Raw genomic sequence first — 20391 nt, 5'->3', positions numbered from 1 at the left:
AACCATCCCGCCCTGTAACCAGCATGCTGTGTCAGGCTACGAGCTTATCACTGTCCTTATTGCCGCAAGGTCAGGTTTGATACAACATGGACTGAACAAGAAGCGGCCATGCCCATAACGCATTCACGTCATGAGCACGACCGCAACCCCTTACCCCTGACGGTGGCGGGTATGCGGCATGGCAAGGCGTTTTTCCGCCAGACGCGCCAGACGCACAAAGGGCAGACCCAGCAGCAGGTAGGCGGCACCGACCATCAGCCCCGTGCCAAAATAGTCAAAATAGGCAGAGGACAGGCGGATATAGGTCTGTGTCAGTTCTGTCAGGGTGATCACACTGACCAGAGACGAATCCTTGAGCAGGGAAATAAAGTCGTTGGTCATGACCGGCATGACCAGCCTGAACGCCTGCGGCACCAGCACATAACGCAGGGCCTGCGGGTGGGTCATGTTCAGGGCAAGGGCTGCTTCCATCTGCCCATGGGCCACGGATTGCAGACCGGCCCGGTAGTTTTCCGCCTCATACGCCGCGTAGTTCAGCCCAAGGCTGACCACACCAGCCACAAAGGGAGACATGCTGATGCCAAATTCAGGCAGGCCATAAAAAATGAACAGCACCTGTATAAGCAGCGGCGTGCCACGCACGAGTTCCACATAGGTTGTGGCAAACCATGCCAGCGGGCGCGGACCATACAGGCGCAGCAGCGCAAGCCCGAGCCCCAGTGCAACCGCAACAACCATGGCGCAGAGAGAGACCAGCAGGGTCAGCCCTGCCGCCTTGACGAGTTGAGGCACAAAACCGGCATAACGCTCAAGCTTGACGCGCAACCCGCCCTTGCCCTGCAACTCGGCCACATAGTTGTTCCATGCCGCAGGGGTTACGTTGGGCTGGGTGTGGTCGTTGGTGAGCTGCGCCATTTCTGGCGTCCACAGGTCCCAGCGCACCAGAATATGGTGCAGGCTGCCATCCTGCTGCATGGCCAGTAGTGCTGCGTTCACCCGCTCGCGCAGTTCCGTGTTCTTGCCCTTGGCAAAGGCAATACCGTACTGCACCCGGCCGATGGGCTCGCCCACAATATGCAGGGCGGGGTTGGTGTCCCCATAATATTTGGCAATGGGGCCGTCGATCAGGATGGCATCCGTGCGCCCATTGACCAGATCCATGAAGGCATCTGTTTCTTCGTCATAGGTGCTCAGGGATATTTTGGTGTTGTTGGTCAGCATACGCTCGGCCTGCGTATCCTTGATCGTACCAACCTTATGCCCTTCAAGGTCCGCCAGTGTGGTGAACTGCCTGCCCTTGCGGCGCACCACCAGCCGTTCGGAGGTCACGTAATAGGGGATGCTGAAGTCAATGCCTTCAGCGTGTTCATCGGTCATCTCGATCCCGCAGATGACCATGTCGTACAGGCCACGTTGCAGGCCGGGAATAAGCCCGTCCCAGTCGTTGTTGATGAAGTCCAGCGGCGCGCCCATATGGCGGCTGAGTTCCTGCATCAGGTCATATTCAAAGCCCGTCAGCTTGCTCTGGTCTTTGAGGTCATGGAACGTGTAGGGCACATCGGCCGAGGAATCGGCGGCCCAGTGGAACGGCCTGCTCTGCGCATGGGCGGCCGGGGCTGCGCCGGGGGCGGCTGCCAGCACCAGCAGCGCTGCAAACAGGCTAGACAGGACACCCAGCAGGCGGCGAGGGCGGGGCTGTGCGGTCTTCATCACAGGACGGTCCTCATAAAGCGGCGGGTCTGTTCATGTTCGGGGTTCACGCACAGGACTTCTGGCGGACCGGCCTCAATCACATGCCCGCCGTCCATGTACACCACCGTATCGGACGCGACTTCGGCAAAGCGCATGTCATGGGTCACGATAATCTGGGTCATGCCCTCATCATCGAGTGTGCGCATGACGTTAAGCACCTCCTCGGCCACAATGGGGTCCAGAGCGGAGGTGGGTTCGTCGTACAGCATGATCTCGGGCCGCATGGCCAGAGCGCGGGCAATGGCCGCACGCTGCTGCTGACCGCCAGAGAGCGAAACAGGGTAACGCTGCGCCACCTTGTCCAGCCCCACTTTTTCCAGCAGGGCCATGGCCTCTTCCCGGTCGGCTTCGGCATTACCGCCTTTGACTACACGGGGAGCCAGCATCACATTATCCAGCACGCTCAGGTGCGGAAACAGATTAAAACTCTGGAACACCATGCCCACATGGGTCCGCAGCCGATGGGCCATATGCTCATCCGCGCTACGCCACGGGCCGCCATTGCGCGCAATGGTCACCCCCATGGCCGTTACCGTGCCACGGTCGGGTATTTCCAGAAAATTGAGACACCGCAGAAAGGTGGATTTGCCGCAACCCGAAGGACCGATGATGGACACCAGCTCCCCCTTGCGAACCTGCATGGATACGCCACACAGGACTTCCCCTTCGCCAAAGTCCTTGTGCAACCGTTCCGCACTCAGAACCACGGGGTCATTCATAGAAAAAGCCGACCCGGTTTGCACCGGGCCGGCATTAAGACGTTCACCTTGAACGGATAGGTTCTCAGGCAGCTTTCGTCATCCCTCGCAAGACGTACTGAAGGATGCCACCATGCCTATAATACTCTACCTCGTCCAGAGTATCGACCCGGCAAAGCAGCGGTACTTCCTGCTTGGAACCGTCATTTCTTGTAATTGTCATAATCACGTCCATACGGGGCGTGAGTTTGTCAATTCCGGAAATGCTGATCACTTCATCCCCCTTCAGACCCAGGGTCTGGCGGGTTGTGCCTTCCTTGAACAGCAGGGGCAGAACGCCCATGCCCACAAGGTTGGAACGGTGGATACGTTCAAAGCTTTCCGCGATCACGGCCTTGACGCCCAGCAGCAGGGTGCCTTTGGCAGCCCAGTCGCGCGAGGAGCCCATGCCGTATTCCTTGCCACCGAACACAACCAGCGGCACGCCCGCTTCCTTGTATTCCATGGCCACGTCGTAAATCGCGCCTTCCTTGCCGTCGGGGTAGTGCTTGGAATAGCCCCCTTCGGTGCCCGGCACCATTTCGTTCTTGATACGGATGTTGGCGAACGTGCCGCGCACCATCACCCGGTCATTCCCGCGACGGGACCCGTAGGAGTTGAAGTCCTTGGGTTCCACACCGTGTTCGATCAGGTAGCGGCCAGCAGGGCTGTCCTTTTTGATGGAACCAGCGGGGGAGATATGGTCGGTGGTGATGTTATCACCCAGCAGGGCCAGAATACGCGCACCGCTGATGTTGCCCGGAGCCGTGGGCTCAACCGCCATGTTCTTGAAGTACGGGGGGTCCTGCACGTAGGTGGACTTGGGGTCCCACTTGTAGGTTTCGGACCCGGTGGCAACCTTGAGGCCCTGCCATTCCTTGGTGCCCTTGCCCACGTTGGCGTAGCGTTTGATGAACTCTTCGCGCGTGATGGACGAGGCGATCAGGTCAGCGATTTCCTTGTTGGAAGGCCAGATGTCCTTCAGGTACACCGGCTTGCCATCCTTGGAAGTCCCAAGCTGGGCTGTGGTAATATCCTGCCGCATGGTGCCCAGCAGCGAGTAGGCAACCACCAGCGGCGGGCTGGCAAGATAGTTGGCGCGCACGTTGGGGGAAATACGCCCCTCAAAGTTACGGTTGCCGGACAGGACGGAAACAGCAACCAGATTGTTGTTTTCAATCGCGTCCACAATGTTGCCGGGCAGCGGGCCGGAGTTGCCGATGCAGGTGGTGCAGCCGTAACCAACCGTGTTGAAGCCCATGGAGTCCAGGTCTGCGGTCAGGTTGGAGCGGTTGAGGTAGTCGGTCACAACCTGCGAGCCGGGTGCGAGCGAGGTCTTGACCCACGGCTTGGGGGTCAGGCCCAGAGCGCGTGCCTTGCGGGCCACCAGACCAGCAGCAATCAGCACCGCCGGGTTGGAGGTGTTGGTGCACGAGGTAATGGCCGCAATGACCACATCGCCACTGCCCAGCTCGTAATTGGTGCCAGCGACCGGAACCTTCTTGTTGGCTTCGGCTGCGGGAACACCAAGGGAGGAGGTCAGTTCTTTTTCAAACGCGGCGGTGGCGTTCTTCAGTTCCACGCGGTCCTGCGGACGCTTGGGGCCAGCCAGAGACGGCACAACCGTGCTCAGGTCCAGTTCCAGCACATCCGTAAACACGGGTTCGGGCGTTTTTTCGGTGCGGAACATATCCTGCGCCTGCAGGTATTCCTTGACCAGTTTAATGCGGTGTTCGTCACGGCCGGTCTGGCGCAGGAAGTCCAGCGTCAGTTCGTCCACGGGGAAGAAGCCGCAGGTTGCGCCGTATTCGGGGGCCATGTTGGCAATGGTGGCACGGTCGGCAACGGGCAGGTGGTCCAGAGCCGGGCCAAAGAATTCCACAAACTTGCCAACAACGCCCTTTTTACGGAGCATCTGGGTTACGGTCAGCACCAGATCGGTGGCCGTAGCCCCTTCAGGCAGCTTGCCAACCAGCTTGAAGCCGATCACATCGGGGATAAGCATGGCAATGGGCTGGCCCAGCATGGCGGCTTCGGCTTCGATCCCGCCAACACCCCAGCCCAGAACGCCCAGACCATTGATCATGGTCGTGTGGCTGTCCGTGCCGTAAAGCGAATCGGGGTACACGTAATCCTTGCCACCCACGTTGGCGGTCCATGCCACCTGCGCGATGTATTCAAGGTTCACCTGATGGCAGATGCCCGTATCGGGCGGCACCACGGAGAAGTTCTCAAACGCTTCCTGGCCCCAGCGCAGGAAGGCATAGCGTTCCGCGTTGCGCTCGAACTCAAGGGTGATGTTTTCCTGCAGGGCTTCATCGGTCCCGGCAAAGTCCACCATCACGGAGTGGTCGATCACAAGGTCGACCGGCACCAGCGGGTTGACCTTCTGCGGGTCGCCCTTGAGGTTGACAATCCCGTCGCGCATGGCTGCAAGGTCCACAACACCGGGAACCCCCGTGAAGTCCTGCATGAGAATGCGCGAAGGCTTGAAGGGCACTTCCTTGGAGCTGCTGCCCTTGGGCAGCCAGCCAGCAATGGATTTGGCGTCTTCCACGCTGTAGGAGCGCGCATCTTCGAACCGAAGGATGTTCTCCAGCAGAACCTTGAGCGAAACCGGCAGGCGGCTTACGTCGCCAATGGTTTTTGCCGCTTCGGGAATGGAAAAATAGTGGTAGGTCTTGCCGTCAACCTCAAGGGTGCGGCCTGTTTTGAGTGAGTCGTGGCCAACCGATTTCATCGTCGCTTTCTCCCCGATCACAGCCGATGGCTGGTGATGCGTTCAGGACACCGTTGTGTTCCGTATTGTTCCGCACGGCGTTGCGTGCGTGTCCGCTCTTCGGACAACCGGCTTGATATCCCGTTGGGGCTAGAACATACCGGCACTAATAAAAGGCACAAGCGGGAGAGTGACCACGACCGCGCGAGCACTCCCGCTTTATTGTGTTATTACGGTAACAAAAAGGAGAAGTCCCATCTCCGTGAGCCAGTCTGAACCCCGTGCCAGCGCTCCATCTGGCCCCCCCACCCCCACCGGCACGGTGCTGGAGGCGGACTCCCTGTGCGTGTTTCGCGGGGACCGTCTGGTGCTCGACGGCGTAAGCCTGACCCTGCATGCGGGGGACGCCATGCTGCTGACCGGCCCCAACGGCGCGGGCAAATCCACCCTGCTGCGTGTGCTGGCCGGGCTGCGCAAACCGGATTCGGGGCAACTGACATGGAATGGCCAGTCCATTTTTGATGACCGCGCCGCCCATGCGGAGCGCGTGGCCTATATTGGCCATCAGGACGCGCTAAAACCCGGCCTGAGCGTGAGCGAAAACCTGCACCTGTTCACCCGCCCCGGCGCAGACCTGAGCGATGCACTGGAGGCCATGGACCTGCGCGCACTGGCCGACCTGCCTGCCCGCCTGCTTTCTGCCGGGCAGAAGCGCCGCACCGCCCTTGCCCGCGTTCTGCTCGCACAGGCACCGCTCTGGCTGCTGGACGAGCCGAGTCTGGGGCTGGATTCGGCCGCCATAACCCTGCTGGGCCGCGCCATGGCGGCCCACCGTGCGCGCGGCGGAATCCTGATCGCCACAACCCATGTTCCCCTGCCGCTGGACAACACCTGCGCGCTGGACCTGCCCGGTGCTACCGACCCCCGCCCCTTTGGCACGTTTGAGGGAGACTACGCATGAACCGGCTGTTCTGGGGCATTGTCATGCGGGACCTGCGGCTGGCCCTGCGCCACGGGGCGGACACGCTGGGGGCCGTGCTGTTTTTTGTAGTGACGGCAACACTGTTCCCACTGGCTCTTGGCCCATCGCCCGAGCTTTTGCGCCATATGGCACCGGGCATTATCTGGGTATGCGCCCTGCTGGCTGCCCTTTTGCCGCTGGACCGCCTGTTTGGCGCGGAGCTGGAAGATGGCTCTCTGGACCAGTTGCTCCTGCTTGGCCTGCCGCCCGCACTGGTGGCACTGGCCAAAATAACCGCCCACTGGCTGACAACCGGCGTACCGCTGCTGCTGGCCGCGGTTCCGCTTGCGGTCATGCTGGGGCTGCCCTCCTCCGCCCTGCCGGTGCTGCTGGGGGGGCTGTTTTTGGGGTCTGTCGTGCTCTCGCTTATCGGGGGGATGGGCGCATCCATTGTGCTGGGTGCGCGGCGGGGTGGCGTGCTGCTCCCCCTGCTGACCCTGCCTCTGGCTACACCCGCCCTTATTTTTGGCGCGGCTGCCATAGACGCGGCCTCCAACGGCCTGCCCTGGCAGCCAGACCTTGAACTGCTGGGGGCATTTGTCGCAGGCACGCTCCCGCTCTGCCCCCTCGCCGCTGGGGCCGGATTACGCGCAGCAGCGGAGTAAGCCACACTATAAAAAAAGAGGGGCGACCATTGTGTGGCCTCCCCCCTTTTTTTGAACCCGTCCGGCAAAGCGGACTGGCCTGTCTGCTTATTTTGCCGGAGCAGCCGCCGGGGCTGCCGGGGCCGGTGCGGCCTTGGCGTTTGTTGCCGGGTTGGACACGGCCTGAATATCCACCGAGGCATAACGCACGGCTTCCTGCGCATCACGCAGGGCTTCGCTGGCCTTGTAGGGGTCTTTGCCAATCAGCTTGGCGGCACGGGCCACGTCCTGCGTCACCTGCTCCAGCGGCACGGCGGCAATCACATAATCCGCATCCACGCTGGTCACGCGCAGCACTTCAGCCGCACGGGCGGGGTTGCCGGATTTGAGGTGCCGGTTGGCAGCGGCCACAACGGCGGTTTTTTCCGGTGTTTCTTCTGTATTGGCGTTCAGGACCAGTTCCCCATCAATGGGGAGCCATGCCACCTGCTGCGTTGTGGGCGCAGCGGAACGGGGGCGGGACTGGCCGGTTTTGCTCGGCATCAGTTCGGCGGCGGCCTTCTGGAAGGCGGTATTGTCCGAGCGGGCCGTGGTCAGTGCCTGCTGGGCATTGGCGATAAGCGCCTTGGCCCCGGCCAGATCACCATCAAAAATGGCGCTCCGTGCGAGGGTCAGATATTCGAACGCCATGCTGCCATCATCGGAAAGACGGCTGAAGTCCTGCGTGGCGGCGGACTGTGCGATCGTGCTGGACGCTGCGGCACCAGACTGCGCCTGCTGTGCATACAAAGGTGTTGCAACAGTTGTTGCCACCAGAACCGTACCCAGCAGCATACCCATTCGTGTCATGATAACTCCCTTTATCCAGACCCCTGATCATGAGCCTGTATCCGGGACAATGTTGAAGCGCATCGGAGCATCTGCAAAGGGCTGCACGCACAATACAGGGCTGCCTTTACGGTGAGGGTGAGGCCGGGCAGAAAAGAAAAACCCTTCCTCCACCGGGCCAGCACAGCCCGGCGGAGGAAGGGAAAAACCACTAGCAGAGCACCCCGTAAGGCGTGTGCTCAGATGTAATACTCGCTCAGGGGCGCAAAGCCGTTGAAGCGGGTCGAGCAGTAGGTGGAAACGTAAGCCCCCGTCCCCAGCAGGTCGATCTGTTCGCCCGAGCGCAGGTCCAGCGGCAGGTCGTAATGGCTTTTTTCGTACAGGATATCCGCCCCGTCGCAGGTTGGGCCCGCCAGCGCCACCGGCCCCGTGGGGGAGCCATCACGCGCGGTGCGAATGGCGTAGCGGATGGATTCGCCCTCCGTTTCCGCCAGACCACCAAAACGCCCGATGTCCAGATACACCCAGCGTGGCCCGTCCTGCCGACCGCGTGCGCTCACCAGCACGACCTCGGTATGCACAACGCCTGCCTCGCCCACAATGAAGCGGCCCGGCTCGACCAGCATTTCGGGCAGCGCATTGCCAAAATGCTCGGTCATGGCGCGGCAGATCGCCCCGGCAAAATGGTCGATCTCGGGCACATCCTCGCGGTAACGGATGGGGAAGCCCCCACCGAGGTTGATCATGCGCAGGTCCAGCCCGGCATCGCTCAGGTCCGTAAACAGGCTGGCTACGCGGGCAATCGCGGCTTCGTAAGCCTCGGCCGAAAGCTGCTGCGACCCGACATGGAAGGACAGACCATACGGGTCCAGCCCCAGCGCGCGGGCCTCAAGCATCAGATCCCGTGCAGATTCGACCGTGGTGCCAAACTTGCGTGAGAGCGGCCATTCCGCATCATAATTGTCCACCAGCAGGCGGCAGTACACGCGGCTGCCCGGTGCGTGCTGGGCAATTTTTTCCAGCTCTTCGCGGCAGTCGAACACGAACATGCGCACGCCAGCCCTGTAGGCTGCCTGAATGGCCGACACTTTTTTAACCGTGTTGCCAAAGGAGATATCCTCAGGGTGCGCCCCTGCCTCAAGACAGAGGGAGACTTCCTCCCAGGATGCGGCGTCAAAGCAGGAGCCAAGCCCGACCAGACGGGTCAGGATCGGCATGGCCGGGTTGGCCTTGACGGCATAGTAAATGCGCGCGAGCGGCAGGGCCTTGCCCAGCGCGCGATAACGGGCTTCCACCTGGTCAACATCGACGACAAGGCAGGGCGTTGCCGGTGTTTGTTCGGCAAGAAAACGGGTGATTTTGGGATTCATGTCCCCACTCCCCCAGTATCAGGCTCCCCCGCCTGCACAGCGGAGAAGGACGTTGCGAAACGGTCTAACGGACCAGCGAAAGGCAGACCTGCAAAGAGGCCCGGATTAGCCAGAACGCTTGACGTCGTTGCGTAACCTCAGAGGGCCAGTGGCACGTGCGTTGCTGCGTAGGGGCGTGCATATGCGGCCAAACCGACACAAGCGCAAGTAAAAAATCCAGACAAAACAAAAAAACTTGGCATACCCCCCCAACCCCCGATAAGACTTGGAAACATTACGGTTGCTTCACGCTTTTCTCCTGCTTTTTCACGCAAAATCTTTAGTGCGCCCCATTGTGAAGTAAACCTTGCCAGACTCCACAACCGGCCCCCCGCTGGCCGAATCCATGGTGCGCACGTGGAGCGCCCGATACCGCAATCGGGCCAGACCACAGATCAAGGATTTTTCTGGATTCATGCAGGCTCTCTGGCAGTCGGACCGTTCCCCGCTCCCCCGTCGTACCGGGCACGATACACCCACTCAGGTCGCCAGGCTGCGCTTTGCAAGCCCCTGGGTCATGAGCCGCGGGGACTGGCGGACCATTCTCTCCAACACGGTCAAGAACCTTGTGTTCGGGCCAACAACTCTGGTGGCTGCGGGGTGCGCGTTCTATACCACCCTCTCGATGTTCCCCGCCATTAGCGCCATGATCTCCATTTACGGGCTGGTGTTCGACGTGCAGACCGTAGCCCCGCAGATGGATATCCTGCGCAACCTGCTGCCCCCCAGCGCCTTCAACCTGCTCTATGACCGGGTGCAGACACTGGTGGCCGAGCCGCCGTCCTCCCTGACCGTCAACCTGATCATCTCGCTCTCGGTTGCGCTGTGGTCGGCATCGGCTGCCACGCGTTCCATCCTGTCTGCCCTGAATATCGCCTACAACACGCGCGAGAACCGGAATTTTCTGGTCTTTCAGGCTACCGCCTTCGCCATGACCCTGTCTGGCATTCTGGGCGCTGTGCTCACGCTGGCCCTGCTGGTGGCCATGCCGCTGTTTTTAGCGCTGCCCGCCATCCTGCATATTCCCACCCCGCCCGGCTCCATTGAGTTCCTGGCGCGATGGAGCGGGCCGGTGGTCATGTTTACGTTTGAAACACTGGCCCTGTCGGCCCTGTACCGTTTTGGCCCGGACCGCAAGCGGCGTACGCAATGGCGCTGGGTGCTGCCCGGCGCGCTGATCTCCACCATTACGTGGATCATAGCCTCGCTCGGATTCTCATACTACGTGGCGCATCTGGCCAGCTACAACGCGACCTACGGACCACTGGGCGCGTTTATCGCCATCATGATGTGGTTTTTTGTCACCGCATGGGTGGTGCTGATGGGTGCGGAACTGAATGCCCAGATGGAGGGGTATGCTCTGGGGCTTATCCACCCGCCCGAAACCGATTCCATGCTGGCCAGCAAGCCTGCGACACCAACGGACTGCCCTCAGGCACCACGCGCGGACCTGTAAACAGGCTGAGCACCCGCCCCGATGGAGCCGTGACGCACTTTGGTTATTTACGGGGAGGCAATGACTTACGGGTGGCCAAAGCGCTTGCGCTGGAGGTGCAGCGGGCGACCATGCTTGCCAGACTGTTGTTTGGGCGGTGCGCTCAAGGTGGGAGACGTGCCTGCCTCAGGTGCTGCGGCCACCTCTTCGGGCGTTGCAGCCTGCACACTAACATGGGCAACACCCGTGTTCAGCATGCCAATCCGGGCGGCGGCGGCCTGTGACAGATCAATAATCCGCCCCTGACTGTAAGGCCCGCGGTCATTCACCGTGACCACCACGGAGCGGCCGGTCTCTTCCGATGTCACAAGCAGTTTGCTGCCAAGAGGAGCTGTAGGGTGGGCGGCGGTCAGGCGGTTCCTGTCAAACTTTATGCCTGAGGATGTGCGCCGCAGGTGCTGGCGTGCACCATACCAGCTTGCCATCCCTTTCTGGGAAACCTTGTGGCCAGTGGCGGGGTCAGCATTGGTCACATCCTGCGCATCACGCGCGGCAAGGGCTTTTTGCACGGACTCGGCCCATGCAGTGCCACTCGACGCCTCCGCCGTGGCCGCATGGGCCGAAGGGAGCGCGAACAAAGAGGTTGTGACAAATACACTTCCAAGAAGTGCCCGGCGCAGGGCTGACATCCGCCTGTTAACTCCGTTTCCGTAATAGACCATTCCTTAATGGGCGCTTTAACCGCCCAAAGGCAACCTTTTTCGACCACCACATGGGGTAGCCCACCCTGTATTGCCCGCCCACATGGCAAAAATATGACGCACCAGCCCCCTCACATTCAAGGTAAAATGCGGGGTCGGGGGGTATGGAGCCACTTTTCGTGCCGCTTTCTCTTGAGATACGCAGGCGCATCGTGCTACGGCCCCGTCTGTCATGGAAAGACCTCTCATTGCTGTGCTGAACGGCCCCAACCTGAACATGCTCGGCCAGCGCCAGCCCGAAGTCTACGGGCGGGCGACGCTGGACGACGTGGAACAGCTGTGCCTGCAGACCGCCGAGAAGCTGGGGCTGGCCATAGACTTCCGCCAGACCAATATTGAAGGCGAGCTGATCTCCTGGGTGCAGGAGTGCCGCAGGCGGGCCAAAGGCATTATTATCAATCCCGCAGGATATACCCATACATCCATCGCCCTGCTGGATGCACTGCTGGCTACGGACCTGCCGGTAATTGAGGTCCATATCTCCAACATTCACCGCCGCGAGCCATTCCGCCACCACTCCTACGTTTCGCGCGCCGCCAGCGGCGTTATCTGCGGGCTGGGCGTTGGCGGGTATTCTCTGGCCTTGCAGGCAATGACTGATCTTATTCTGGATGAGGATGACCAATGAGCGGACTGCTCGTGGACGCGGATGCCATTCGGGCTCTGGCCGAAATTCTGACTGAAACCGGACTGACCGAAATTGAGGTGTCTGAAAAAGACCGCCGCATTCGCGTGGCCCGTGCCCCCGCAACCGTGCAGGCAGCAGCCCCCGCGCCGGTGGCCCCTGTAGCCCCCGTGGCCGCAGCCCCCGCAGCAGGGGAAAGTGCCGCTCCGGCTGACTTCTCCCGCCATCCCGGTGCGGTGTCCAGCCCCATGGTGGGCGTGGCCTACCTGACGCCCGACCCGTCCTCCCCCCCGTTTGTGAGCGAAGGGCAGATCGTGACCGCAGGGCAGACCCTGATGCTGATTGAAGCGATGAAGACCTTCAACCAGATCAAGGCTCCCAGGGGTGGCACGCTCAAGGCCATTCTGGTTGCTTCGGGCGACCCGGTCGAATTTGGCCAGCCACTCGCCATTATCGAGTAATGTTCTCCAAGATCCTTATCGCCAACCGTGGCGAGATCGCCCTGCGTATCCTGCGCGCCTGCCGGGAACTCGGGATCAAAACCGTGGCGGTCCACTCCACCGCTGATGCCGATGCCATGCATGTGCGTCTGGCGGATGAGGCTGTGTGCATTGGCCCCGCCTCCTCGCGCGATTCGTACCTGAATGTGGCGGCCATCCTGTCCGCTGCGACCATAACCGGGGCGGAAGCCATTCACCCCGGCTACGGCTTCCTGTCCGAAAACGCGGATTTTGCCGAAACGGTGGAAGCCCACGGTCTGGTCTTCATTGGCCCCACGGCGGAGCATATCCGCATGATGGGCGATAAGATTACCGCCAAGACCACCATGCTCGCCCTTGGCGTGCCACTGGTCCCCGGCTCGGACGGGGAACTGGCCAACCTTGAGGAAGCATACGAAGTAGCCAGCCGCGTTGGCTACCCCGTGCTGATCAAGGCCGCCGCCGGTGGTGGTGGACGCGGCATGAAGGTCGCCCACTCCGCCGATGAACTGTCCGATGCATGGAGCATGGCCCGCACCGAAGCGCGCGCAGCGTTTGGCAACGATGCGGTGTACATGGAAAAATACATGGACCGCCCGCGCCATATCGAGCTGCAGATTCTGGGCGACAATTACGGAAACGTGGTCCATTTTGGCGAGCGTGACTGCTCGCTCCAGCGCCGCCACCAGAAGGTGCTGGAAGAAGCGGGCTCCCCCGCCATTTCCACCGAACAGCGCGACACCATTGGCCGCACGGCAACCGAAGCGCTCTCGCGCATGGGCTACCGTAACGCGGGCACGCTGGAGTTCCTGTACCAGGACGGACAGTTCTGCTTTATTGAAATGAACACCCGCCTCCAGGTCGAACACCCCATTACCGAAATGGTGTGCGATGTGGACCTGGTGCGCGAGCAGATCCGCCTGGCAGCAGGTGAAAAGCTTGGTTACACGCAGGCGGATGTCACATTCTCCGGCCATGCCATTGAATGCCGCATTAACGCCGAAGACCCCGCCACCTTTGCCCCCTGCCCCGGCACCGTGGCGGTGTACCACCCTCCCGGTGGTCTGGGTGTGCGGGTGGATAGCGCACTCTATACCGGCTACCGTGTGCCCCCGTACTACGACAGCATGATTGCCAAGCTGATCGTCCATGCCCCCACGCGCGCGCTGGCCATTGCCCGCATGCAGCGCGCACTGGACGAGTTTGTGGTGGAAGGGATTAAAACCGTCATTCCACTCCACCGCGCCATTCTGGAAGACCCTGCTTTCCAGAGCGGGGAGTACACCATTCACTGGCTGGAACAGTTTATGGCGCGCACGCACTAAGCCACCATACCCTGCACAGCTTATGCAAAAAGGCCGGTCCATACTCTGGACCGGCCTTTTCTGTAAGGCTCCCACCGGCACATGGCGGCGGGGGACAAGGTTATCGCACTTTCAGGCCGGGCGGCTGGCCTGCTGGATGGGGGCGAGAGCAGCGTCCTCCTCCTCCTCATACTGGGGAATGGCGTAGTTGTTCCGGGCCCGGGGCACAAACTCACCATCACGCAGGGCCATCTCAATATCTTCCAGCGTGGCCCCACTGGTTTCGGGCACGCAGAAGTAGACAAAAACAACCGATGCCAGATTAACCCCGGCGTAAATCCACATTGTTCCGCCAAGAGAAACCAGTTGGACCAGCGAGAGCGCTGTTGCCGTCACCAGCAGATCGGCCCCCCACAGCACGGCGGCATGCAGGCTGGTGGCAACCGCGCGCATGGGCAGGGGAAACAGTTCCGCCCCCAGCAGCCAGCCCACAACCTGAATACCGCCAGAATTGAACACCATGAACAGCAGCAGGAATACAACGATCATCCAGCTCCCGACACTGCCCTTATCGGGGTGCAGGGCAAACATGACGCCAAGCCCGATCAGGCTGAGCACGGACCCCGGCCCCATGATCAGCACCAGACGGCGGCGGCCAATACGGTCCACGAACAGACAGCCCAGCAGGGTCATGACCAGATAGACCATGGCAACGCCAAGGCTGGTCAGCAGAGCGGATGAACTGTTGAACCCGGCATCCGAAAGGAAGGTCGGGGTATAGTAGATCATCATCTCCAGACCACCGGCCTGCGTAAAGAACGCAATACCCAGAGCCGCCACCAGTGCTGGACGCACCCAGGGCAGGCGCAGGCCTTTCCAGCCCCGTTCATCCTCATCCATGCCCAGCACGTTCTTGCGGATTTCGCTGATCTCACGCTGGATGACCTTGCGCGATGTGCGCACGCGCCCAAGCTGTTTGACGGCAGAAACCATGCCCTCGTTCTCGGCCACCCAGCGGGGGCTTTTGGGCAGGAAGAACATGCTCACGAACACCACGGCCGCGGGAATGGCGGCAATGGCGATCATCGGCCGCCAGCCCCATGCATCCCGCATGGTAAAGCCCACAAGATTGGCCATGAAAATGCCAATGCCGATAGCCACGTTGAACAGCGTTACCAGATTACCGCGCTTAGCCGCGGGGGCGAGTTCCGAAATATAGGTCGGCACCACCTGCGTGGACCCGCCTACCGCAAAGCCAAGGAACACACGGTCGATCACCAGCATGGTCACGCTTGAGGCATAGGCGCAGGCAATGGCCCCCAGTACGAACACCGCCGTAACCAGCATGACCGAAATCCGGCGACCGTACCGCTCGGAAAACCAGGAAACCCCAACAGCCCCAATGACCGCCCCGACCAGAATGGCCGAGGTTACCATTTCTTCCTGTACGGAGGTTAAGTGGAAGTCCTTGGCAATAAGAAGGAGTGCGCCGGAAATAATACCCGTGTCGTATCCGTAAAGACCGCCGCATATGGCAGACACAAATGCCGCTATCCACAAGACGTAATGAGCACGCGGGGATATTTCGAGATTTTTTACCGCATCAAGCGTTTTATTTCTTTCTGTCTGCATGACACAATCATGACATACTCGAAAAAACTTGCATATCTTACTAATTTCTATTTATCGTGGTATGTGGGATAGTGCATGCCATTAACCAGACACATGGCAAAAGCCGTGTTTATGCCCCGCATTGGGTCACATATTGGTGTAAATGCTTGACACAGGCACACCTCTGGCTATCTGCTTGCACATAACCAAGGGGGGTTCCGGGCCAAGGAACTGAGAGGCCACTTTTTGCACTGCGTCCATCGCAGGGCACCGTGGCGACCCTGCCGCCAGCAACATAAGGTTCTGGCGGGGAACCTGATCCGGCTCATACCGGCGGAGGGACTGGTGCCTGTTAAGGAACAAACGCCCCGCCAGTCTGCGCGTGGCGTTGCCAGCAGTGGTCGCACTCCTTATCGTACGGGCCTGTCCTCCTCGCGCCTGAGGAGACTTTGAAGCATGTCTGCCACCACCACACAGCCCACACAGGGCGGCAACCCCAAACCAGCCAACACGGCGGCCCCAGCCCCCGGGCAGGTCACCACTGGCCCCATCCGCGGGTCACGCAAGGTATATTCCAGCCCCGATGGGCACCCCGACATCCGCGTGCCGTTCCGTGAAATCGCACTCGATCCGGCAGCCAACGAGCCGCCCCTGCGGGTGTACGATACGTCCGGCCCCTACACGGACCACACCGCCAGAATTGATGTGCGCACGGGCCTGCCCAAGCTGCGCAGCGCATGGCTTGCCAGACGTAGCCTGACCGCCACAACCCCGCGCAGCATCCGCCCGGAAGACAACGGCGGGGCCGAGGGCAGCTATCTGGTCCAGCCCTGCCCGGCCCCGCACACGGTGCTCAAGGGTGCAGAGGGCAAACCCGTTACCCAGTATGAATTCGCCAGAGCCGGGATCATTACCGAGGAAATGATCTATGTGGCACACCGCGAAAATCTGGGCCGCCAGAAAGCGCTGGACGAAGCGGCCGCACAACTCAGGGACGGCAACTCCTTTAACGCCGCCCTGCCCGAGTTTGTGACCCCTGAATTCGTGCGGGAAGAAATTGCACGCGGGCGCGCCATTATTCCGGCCAACATCAACCACCCCGAGCTTGAACCGGTCGTGATCGGGCGCAACTTTCTGGTCAAGGTCAACGCCAATATCGGCAATTCGGCCATTACCTCCTCTGCGGCAGATGAAGTGGAAAAACTGGTCTGGTCCATCCGCTGGGGTGCCGATACGGTCATGGACCTGTCCACGGGCCGCAACATCCACAACATCCGCGACTGGATCCTGCGTAACGCCCCCACCCCCATTGGTACGGTGCCGCTGTATCAGGCGCTGGAAAAAGTGGGCGGGGATGTCAGCAAACTGAACTGGGAGGTCTTCCGCGATACGCTGATCGAGCAGGCCGAACAAGGCGTGGACTATTTTACCATTCATGCCGGTGTGCGCCTGCAACACGTGCCGCTGACCGCCAACCGCGTCACGGGCATTGTCTCGCGCGGCGGGTCCATTATGGCGAGCTGGTGCCTGAACGGCCACCGCGAAAGCTTTCTGTACGAACATTTTGAAGACATCTGCGACATCATGCGTGCGTATGACGTGTCCTTCTCGCTCGGTGATGGCCTGCGCCCGGGCAGCATTGCCGATGCCAACGACGCCGCACAGTTTGCCGAGCTGGAAACACTGGGCGAGCTGACCAAGATTGCATGGGCCAAAGGCTGTCAGGTCATGATCGAAGGGCCGGGCCATGTGCCCATGCACAAGATCAAGGAGAACATGGACAAGCAGTTGCGCGAATGTGACGAGGCCCCATTCTACACGCTTGGTCCGTTAACAACCGACATTGCCCCCGGTTACGACCACATTACCTCGGCCATTGGGGCTGCCATGATCGGCTGGTTCGGCACATCCATGCTCTGTTATGTCACCCCCAAGGAACATCTGGGCCTGCCCGACCGGAACGATGTCAAAACCGGGGTGATCACCTACCGCATTGCCGCCCATGCGGCCGATCTGGCCAAGGGGCACCCGGGGGCCAAGCTGCGTGATGACGCCCTGAGCCGCGCACGCTTTTCCTTCCGCTGGGAGGACCAGTTCAACCTCTCGCTCGACCCCGATACGGCCTGCGCGTACCATGACGAAACCATGCCGCGTGATGCGCACAAGACGGCGCATTTCTGCTCCATGTGTGGCCCCAAGTTCTGCTCCATGCGGATCAGCCAGGACCTGAAGGAAGATGCCGCACGCCTTGCGGGCATTGAACAGAAGAATGAGGAATTCCGGCAGGCGGGCGGCAAGGTGTATGTTGCCGCCGAATAAGGCATACCGGCGTATAACTGCCTGAACACCTATAAATATGGAGAATGGGTTTGCCTGTTCTCCATATTTTTTGACACATTCCGTTAAAAATAATGCCGCAGAAACACTTTTGGCACGCCTTCTGAATTCAGGCACGAGAACACGATAACCGCCACCCAGACCAGACAGGCGGAAAAGCAAAACACCTTGCACCACAAGGAAACTTTTTCGTCCCGCCCCTTCATGATCGGCCAGTACAGGGCCTTGTGACCGTACCATTCCAGCAGCCCCGACAAAACCAGCGCCAGCAGCTTGGGCGTGATGTAGGCGCGTGCGCCAATATGCACCGGATCGTAAAAAAACAGGGCGAAACCGGTGATCATGGCTATGGCATAGCTAATATGCAACGGGCGCAGCATAAAGCGCGAAAGCCTGACCAGCGCATCCCTGTCCATCTGCTGGACAACAGCGAGCGCGAACAGCAGTTCCATGCCAAAAAACCCGCCCATGCTCAGAATATGCAGCATTCTGACCAGATAATGCACCGGCTGGAACCAGAAATGGAATGTCCGGCTATCGAGCGCCATAAGCAGGTCGGTTGGCAGACGCATAAAAGCCAGAGGATGATTTGACATGAGCTTACAATTCACCGATCGGTATAAACATTGACTTTAATAATGATTCTCACTAACCCAAACAGTCAAGACATGCGGAGAATCAGAAAATGAAACGGCTTTTTGCGGCCTTCCCCCTTTTAACCGGGATGTATCTTTTTCCTCCCGTACAGGCTCAGGCGCAAACCGTTTTTCATCTTACACTCAAAGATCACCATTTTGAACCTGATCATCTGAGTGTGCCTGCTGGTGAACGGTTTATCATTGAACTGGAAAATCAGGACAGCACGACAGACGAGCTTGAGAGCTATGACATGAAATTTGAAAAAATTATTGTCCCCGGATCAAAAATTCGCGTGCACGCAGGCCCTCTACACCCCGGACATTATACTTTCTTTGATGACTATCACCCCGATCAGGCCAAGGGAACAGTCACCGCAGAAGCAAAGCCGTAAACCATGCTTGGCAGTCTGATCATTGTTTTCCGTGAAGTTATAGAAGCCGGGCTGGTTGTTGGCATTGTTCTTGCGGCAACGCGGGGCATTGCCGGACGTGGCTGGTGGGTAGCGGGCGGTGTGGCCGCAGGTGTGGCGGGTGCTGCCATTGCGGCGGCCTTTGCCGGTGCGCTCTCCACGGCATTTTCAGGCAATGGACAGGATATTTTTTCCGCCGCCATTCTGTGTCTGGCCGTGCTCATGCTCTCATGGCACGTCATCTGGATGGCCCGGCACGGGCGCGAACTCGCACAGCAAATGCAGCAGATGGGTGCTGCCGTCTCCTCCGGCAGCCGCTCCCTTGGAGCCATGGCAACCGTGGTGGCCGTAGCCGTGCTGCGTGAGGGAATGGAAGTCGTGCTGTTCCTGTATGGTATTGCCGTATCCACCCATGTTGGCGCGTTTTCCCTGCTCAGCGGTGGTCTGCTGGGTGTTCTGGGGGGGGCCGCCCTGTCTTACGCCCTGTATCGCGGGCTGATCATTATTCCCCTGCGGCATCTTTTTGCCGTTACCAATATTCTGGTCTCCCTTCTGGCAGCTGGCATGGCCTCTCAGGCCGCGGCCCTGCTCGCATCGGATGACCTGATTCCGGCACTGGGTTACGACATCTGGGATACATCCTGGCTGTTGTCCGATGGCAGCCTTGCTGGCCGCACGGCCAAAGCCCTTGCCGGTTACACCGACAGGCCAACAGGGGTCCAGATTCTGGTCTGGGGCCTGACCCTTGTATGCCTGCTGGCGACAGAACGCTTTGTGCGCACCCGCCCACACCCCTCCCCCTCACCATAAAACCCCACTTCCTCAACCTTGTGCCTGAGGCACCTCTGATCATAGAGACCTGAAATGAAGCGTTGCATCAAAGTCTTTTCCGTTCTGACCGCCCTTTCCGCCGCCTATGCCGCTCCCGCCATGGCGCGTGAATACCCCATTGGTGGCCCCGTGCAGGCCCACGATATGGAAATTGCCGCCAACTACCTGATCGGGGTGGAAATGGCCCCCATGCCCAAGGACATGGCCATGGGCCCGGACACCATCCATCTGGAAACCGATGTCCATGCAACTGCCGATAACCCCTGGGGTTTTCCCGATGGTGCATGGATCCCCTACATCGGCGTGGATTACACCCTGACCAAAAAGGGCTCCAACTGGAAAAATGAAGGCATTCTGCACGCCATGACTGCAAAAGATGGTGCGCATTACGCCAACAATGTCAAAATGGATGGTCCGGGCACCTATACGGTTGTGTTCCGCTACAGCTCGCCCGAAACCAACGGCTTCCTGCACCACACAGACAAGGAAACCGGCACCCCGGGTTTTTGGGCACCGTTTACCGAAAGCTTTACGTTTAACTACCCCCAGAAATAATTTTTTCTGATTTTTTTTGAAAAGGGCAGGGATTGTATCAAATCCCTGCCCTTTTTTTATATTGCGCTGTTGTCATTAAAACATATTTGACTTATTCCCCATTCCCATATTAATGACTTTGAGAATTATTCGCATATAGGATGCAACCCGATGTCAATCTCCTGTCTGGCGCCACGCAGTACACCACCTGGTAACAGGCATAAAAACAGGGCGTTTTCAAAAACTGTTTTTGTATCTCTCACCTTATCCCTACTCTCCAGCACAGCGGCATTTGCGCAGAATGCGGAGACGCAGCTGGAGCAGGACCGCAGGCGCATGGGCAATTCCGGCCCTCTGGTCTCCGAGGTGGACCCGG

The 20391-nt window shown here is 59.9% G+C and carries 18 protein-coding genes and 1 pseudogene; 11 read left to right on the top strand and 8 right to left on the bottom strand.

Annotated features, from left to right (window positions below):
* Positions 1 to 150 precede the first annotated feature (150 nt).
* The 3 genes from HNR55_RS08010 to acnA all read right to left on the bottom strand — a co-directional run bounded on the left by HNR55_RS08010 (position 151) and on the right by acnA (position 5229).
* Positions 151 to 1710, bottom strand: a complete 1560-nt coding sequence (locus HNR55_RS08010) for an ABC transporter substrate-binding protein/permease (protein ID WP_166113847.1) — start codon at positions 1708 to 1710, stop codon at positions 151 to 153.
* On the bottom strand, positions 1710 to 2471 hold the full coding sequence (locus tag HNR55_RS08005) for an amino acid ABC transporter ATP-binding protein (RefSeq protein WP_166113756.1): 762 nt from the start codon (positions 2469 to 2471) through the stop codon (positions 1710 to 1712). The genes HNR55_RS08010 and HNR55_RS08005 overlap by 1 nt, the downstream gene beginning before the upstream one ends.
* Positions 2472 to 2535: 64 nt before the next feature.
* The gene (gene acnA, locus HNR55_RS08000) at positions 2536 to 5229 is read right to left on the bottom strand and encodes an aconitate hydratase AcnA (RefSeq protein WP_166113759.1); all 2694 of its coding nucleotides are present in this window, start codon (positions 5227 to 5229) and stop codon (positions 2536 to 2538) included.
* A 169-nt stretch (positions 5230 to 5398) separates the two neighbouring features.
* Here acnA and ccmA point away from each other — a divergent pair, with 169 nt between their 5' ends.
* Together ccmA and ccmB are read left to right on the top strand one after the other, a co-directional pair.
* Positions 5399 to 6169 (top strand): heme ABC exporter ATP-binding protein CcmA, encoded by a 771-nt coding sequence (ccmA, locus tag HNR55_RS07995; RefSeq protein WP_456304251.1) that lies wholly within the window; start codon positions 5399 to 5401, stop codon positions 6167 to 6169.
* Complete coding sequence (gene ccmB, locus HNR55_RS07990) at positions 6166 to 6834, top strand: heme exporter protein CcmB (protein WP_048854764.1); 669 nt, start codon at positions 6166 to 6168, stop codon at positions 6832 to 6834. Before ccmA ends, ccmB begins: the two co-directional genes overlap by 4 nt.
* Before the next feature lie 87 nt (positions 6835 to 6921).
* Here ccmB and HNR55_RS07985 read toward each other — a convergent pair whose 3' ends face one another.
* Together HNR55_RS07985 and HNR55_RS07980 are read right to left on the bottom strand one after the other, a co-directional pair.
* The gene (locus HNR55_RS07985) at positions 6922 to 7662 is read right to left on the bottom strand and encodes a YfdX family protein (RefSeq protein ID WP_166113762.1); all 741 of its coding nucleotides are present in this window, start codon (positions 7660 to 7662) and stop codon (positions 6922 to 6924) included.
* A 218-nt stretch (positions 7663 to 7880) separates the two neighbouring features.
* The gene (locus tag HNR55_RS07980; protein WP_166113765.1) at positions 7881 to 9011 is read right to left on the bottom strand and encodes a type III PLP-dependent enzyme; all 1131 of its coding nucleotides are present in this window, start codon (positions 9009 to 9011) and stop codon (positions 7881 to 7883) included.
* Between the two features lie 346 nt (positions 9012 to 9357).
* Between HNR55_RS07980 and HNR55_RS07975 the strand changes: the two genes are divergently transcribed.
* Positions 9358 to 10506: a YihY/virulence factor BrkB family protein gene (locus HNR55_RS07975; protein WP_242005497.1), complete on the top strand. Its 1149-nt coding sequence runs from the start codon at positions 9358 to 9360 to the stop codon at positions 10504 to 10506.
* Between the two features lie 65 nt (positions 10507 to 10571).
* Here the strand turns inward: HNR55_RS07975 and HNR55_RS07970 are convergent, their stop codons facing one another.
* Positions 10572 to 11174 (bottom strand): septal ring lytic transglycosylase RlpA family protein, encoded by a 603-nt coding sequence (locus HNR55_RS07970; RefSeq protein ID WP_166113768.1) that lies wholly within the window; start codon positions 11172 to 11174, stop codon positions 10572 to 10574.
* A gap of 244 nt (positions 11175 to 11418) precedes the next feature.
* Between HNR55_RS07970 and aroQ the strand changes: the two genes are divergently transcribed.
* The 3 genes from aroQ to accC are packed head-to-tail and all read left to right on the top strand — an operon-like array spanning position 11419 to position 13675.
* A complete protein-coding gene (aroQ, locus tag HNR55_RS07965) occupies positions 11419 to 11874 on the top strand; it encodes a type II 3-dehydroquinate dehydratase (protein ID WP_086646162.1) in 456 nt (151 codons plus the stop codon).
* On the top strand, positions 11871 to 12332 hold the full coding sequence (locus HNR55_RS07960) for an acetyl-CoA carboxylase biotin carboxyl carrier protein (protein WP_166113771.1): 462 nt from the start codon (positions 11871 to 11873) through the stop codon (positions 12330 to 12332). Before aroQ ends, HNR55_RS07960 begins: the two co-directional genes overlap by 4 nt.
* On the top strand, positions 12332 to 13675 hold the full coding sequence (accC, locus tag HNR55_RS07955; RefSeq protein ID WP_166113774.1) for an acetyl-CoA carboxylase biotin carboxylase subunit: 1344 nt from the start codon (positions 12332 to 12334) through the stop codon (positions 13673 to 13675). The genes HNR55_RS07960 and accC overlap by 1 nt, the downstream gene beginning before the upstream one ends.
* Before the next feature lie 111 nt (positions 13676 to 13786).
* Here accC and HNR55_RS07950 read toward each other — a convergent pair whose 3' ends face one another.
* Positions 13787 to 15286 (bottom strand): sugar porter family MFS transporter, encoded by a 1500-nt coding sequence (locus tag HNR55_RS07950; RefSeq protein ID WP_166113777.1) that lies wholly within the window; start codon positions 15284 to 15286, stop codon positions 13787 to 13789.
* A gap of 435 nt (positions 15287 to 15721) precedes the next feature.
* Here HNR55_RS07950 and thiC point away from each other — a divergent pair, with 435 nt between their 5' ends.
* The gene (gene thiC, locus HNR55_RS07945; protein WP_166113780.1) at positions 15722 to 17584 is read left to right on the top strand and encodes a phosphomethylpyrimidine synthase ThiC; all 1863 of its coding nucleotides are present in this window, start codon (positions 15722 to 15724) and stop codon (positions 17582 to 17584) included.
* An 83-nt stretch (positions 17585 to 17667) separates the two neighbouring features.
* On the opposite strand, the gene HNR55_RS07940 is transcribed toward thiC, so the two are convergent.
* Complete coding sequence (locus HNR55_RS07940) at positions 17668 to 18198, bottom strand: hypothetical protein (RefSeq protein ID WP_166113783.1); 531 nt, start codon at positions 18196 to 18198, stop codon at positions 17668 to 17670.
* Positions 18199 to 18287: 89 nt separating this feature from the next.
* Here HNR55_RS07940 and HNR55_RS07935 point away from each other — a divergent pair, with 89 nt between their 5' ends.
* The 4 genes and pseudogenes from HNR55_RS07935 to HNR55_RS16720 all read left to right on the top strand — a co-directional run.
* Positions 18288 to 18632: a cupredoxin domain-containing protein gene (locus HNR55_RS07935; RefSeq protein WP_166113785.1), complete on the top strand. Its 345-nt coding sequence runs from the start codon at positions 18288 to 18290 to the stop codon at positions 18630 to 18632.
* A 3-nt stretch (positions 18633 to 18635) separates the two neighbouring features.
* The gene (locus tag HNR55_RS07930; protein ID WP_166113788.1) at positions 18636 to 19460 is read left to right on the top strand and encodes an FTR1 family iron permease; all 825 of its coding nucleotides are present in this window, start codon (positions 18636 to 18638) and stop codon (positions 19458 to 19460) included.
* Between the two features lie 54 nt (positions 19461 to 19514).
* Complete coding sequence (locus HNR55_RS07925) at positions 19515 to 20036, top strand: iron transporter (protein WP_166113791.1); 522 nt, start codon at positions 19515 to 19517, stop codon at positions 20034 to 20036.
* Positions 20037 to 20186: 150 nt separating this feature from the next.
* Positions 20187 to 20391: pseudogene (locus HNR55_RS16720) on the top strand (hypothetical protein); the annotation flags it as partial.

Source organism: Acetobacter lovaniensis, from assembly GCF_014207635.1.
Lineage (GTDB): Bacteria > Pseudomonadota > Alphaproteobacteria > Acetobacterales > Acetobacteraceae > Acetobacter > Acetobacter lovaniensis.
This window is presented reverse-complemented; position numbering and strand designations above follow the sequence as displayed.

What these genes read in the sequence shown, in the direction of transcription:
- HNR55_RS08010 (WP_166113847.1), bottom strand. Translation starts at nt 1,710, where the DNA reads ATGAAGACCGCACAGCCCCGCCCTCGCCGCCTGCTGGGTGTCCTGTCT.
- HNR55_RS08005 (WP_166113756.1), bottom strand. Translation starts at nt 2,471, where the DNA reads ATGAATGACCCCGTGGTTCTGAGTGCGGAACGGTTGCACAAGGACTTT.
- acnA (WP_166113759.1), bottom strand. Translation starts at nt 5,229, where the DNA reads ATGAAATCGGTTGGCCACGACTCACTCAAAACAGGCCGCACCCTTGAG.
- ccmB (WP_048854764.1), top strand. Translation starts at nt 6,166, where the DNA reads ATGAACCGGCTGTTCTGGGGCATTGTCATGCGGGACCTGCGGCTGGCC.
- HNR55_RS07985 (WP_166113762.1), bottom strand. Translation starts at nt 7,662, where the DNA reads ATGACACGAATGGGTATGCTGCTGGGTACGGTTCTGGTGGCAACAACT.
- HNR55_RS07980 (WP_166113765.1), bottom strand. Translation starts at nt 9,011, where the DNA reads ATGAATCCCAAAATCACCCGTTTTCTTGCCGAACAAACACCGGCAACG.
- HNR55_RS07970 (WP_166113768.1), bottom strand. Translation starts at nt 11,174, where the DNA reads ATGTCAGCCCTGCGCCGGGCACTTCTTGGAAGTGTATTTGTCACAACC.
- aroQ (WP_086646162.1), top strand. Translation starts at nt 11,419, where the DNA reads ATGGAAAGACCTCTCATTGCTGTGCTGAACGGCCCCAACCTGAACATG.
- HNR55_RS07960 (WP_166113771.1), top strand. Translation starts at nt 11,871, where the DNA reads ATGAGCGGACTGCTCGTGGACGCGGATGCCATTCGGGCTCTGGCCGAA.
- accC (WP_166113774.1), top strand. Translation starts at nt 12,332, where the DNA reads ATGTTCTCCAAGATCCTTATCGCCAACCGTGGCGAGATCGCCCTGCGT.
- HNR55_RS07950 (WP_166113777.1), bottom strand. Translation starts at nt 15,286, where the DNA reads ATGCAGACAGAAAGAAATAAAACGCTTGATGCGGTAAAAAATCTCGAA.
- thiC (WP_166113780.1), top strand. Translation starts at nt 15,722, where the DNA reads ATGTCTGCCACCACCACACAGCCCACACAGGGCGGCAACCCCAAACCA.
- HNR55_RS07940 (WP_166113783.1), bottom strand. Translation starts at nt 18,198, where the DNA reads ATGTCAAATCATCCTCTGGCTTTTATGCGTCTGCCAACCGACCTGCTT.
- HNR55_RS07935 (WP_166113785.1), top strand. Translation starts at nt 18,288, where the DNA reads ATGAAACGGCTTTTTGCGGCCTTCCCCCTTTTAACCGGGATGTATCTT.
- HNR55_RS07930 (WP_166113788.1), top strand. Translation starts at nt 18,636, where the DNA reads ATGCTTGGCAGTCTGATCATTGTTTTCCGTGAAGTTATAGAAGCCGGG.
- HNR55_RS07925 (WP_166113791.1), top strand. Translation starts at nt 19,515, where the DNA reads ATGAAGCGTTGCATCAAAGTCTTTTCCGTTCTGACCGCCCTTTCCGCC.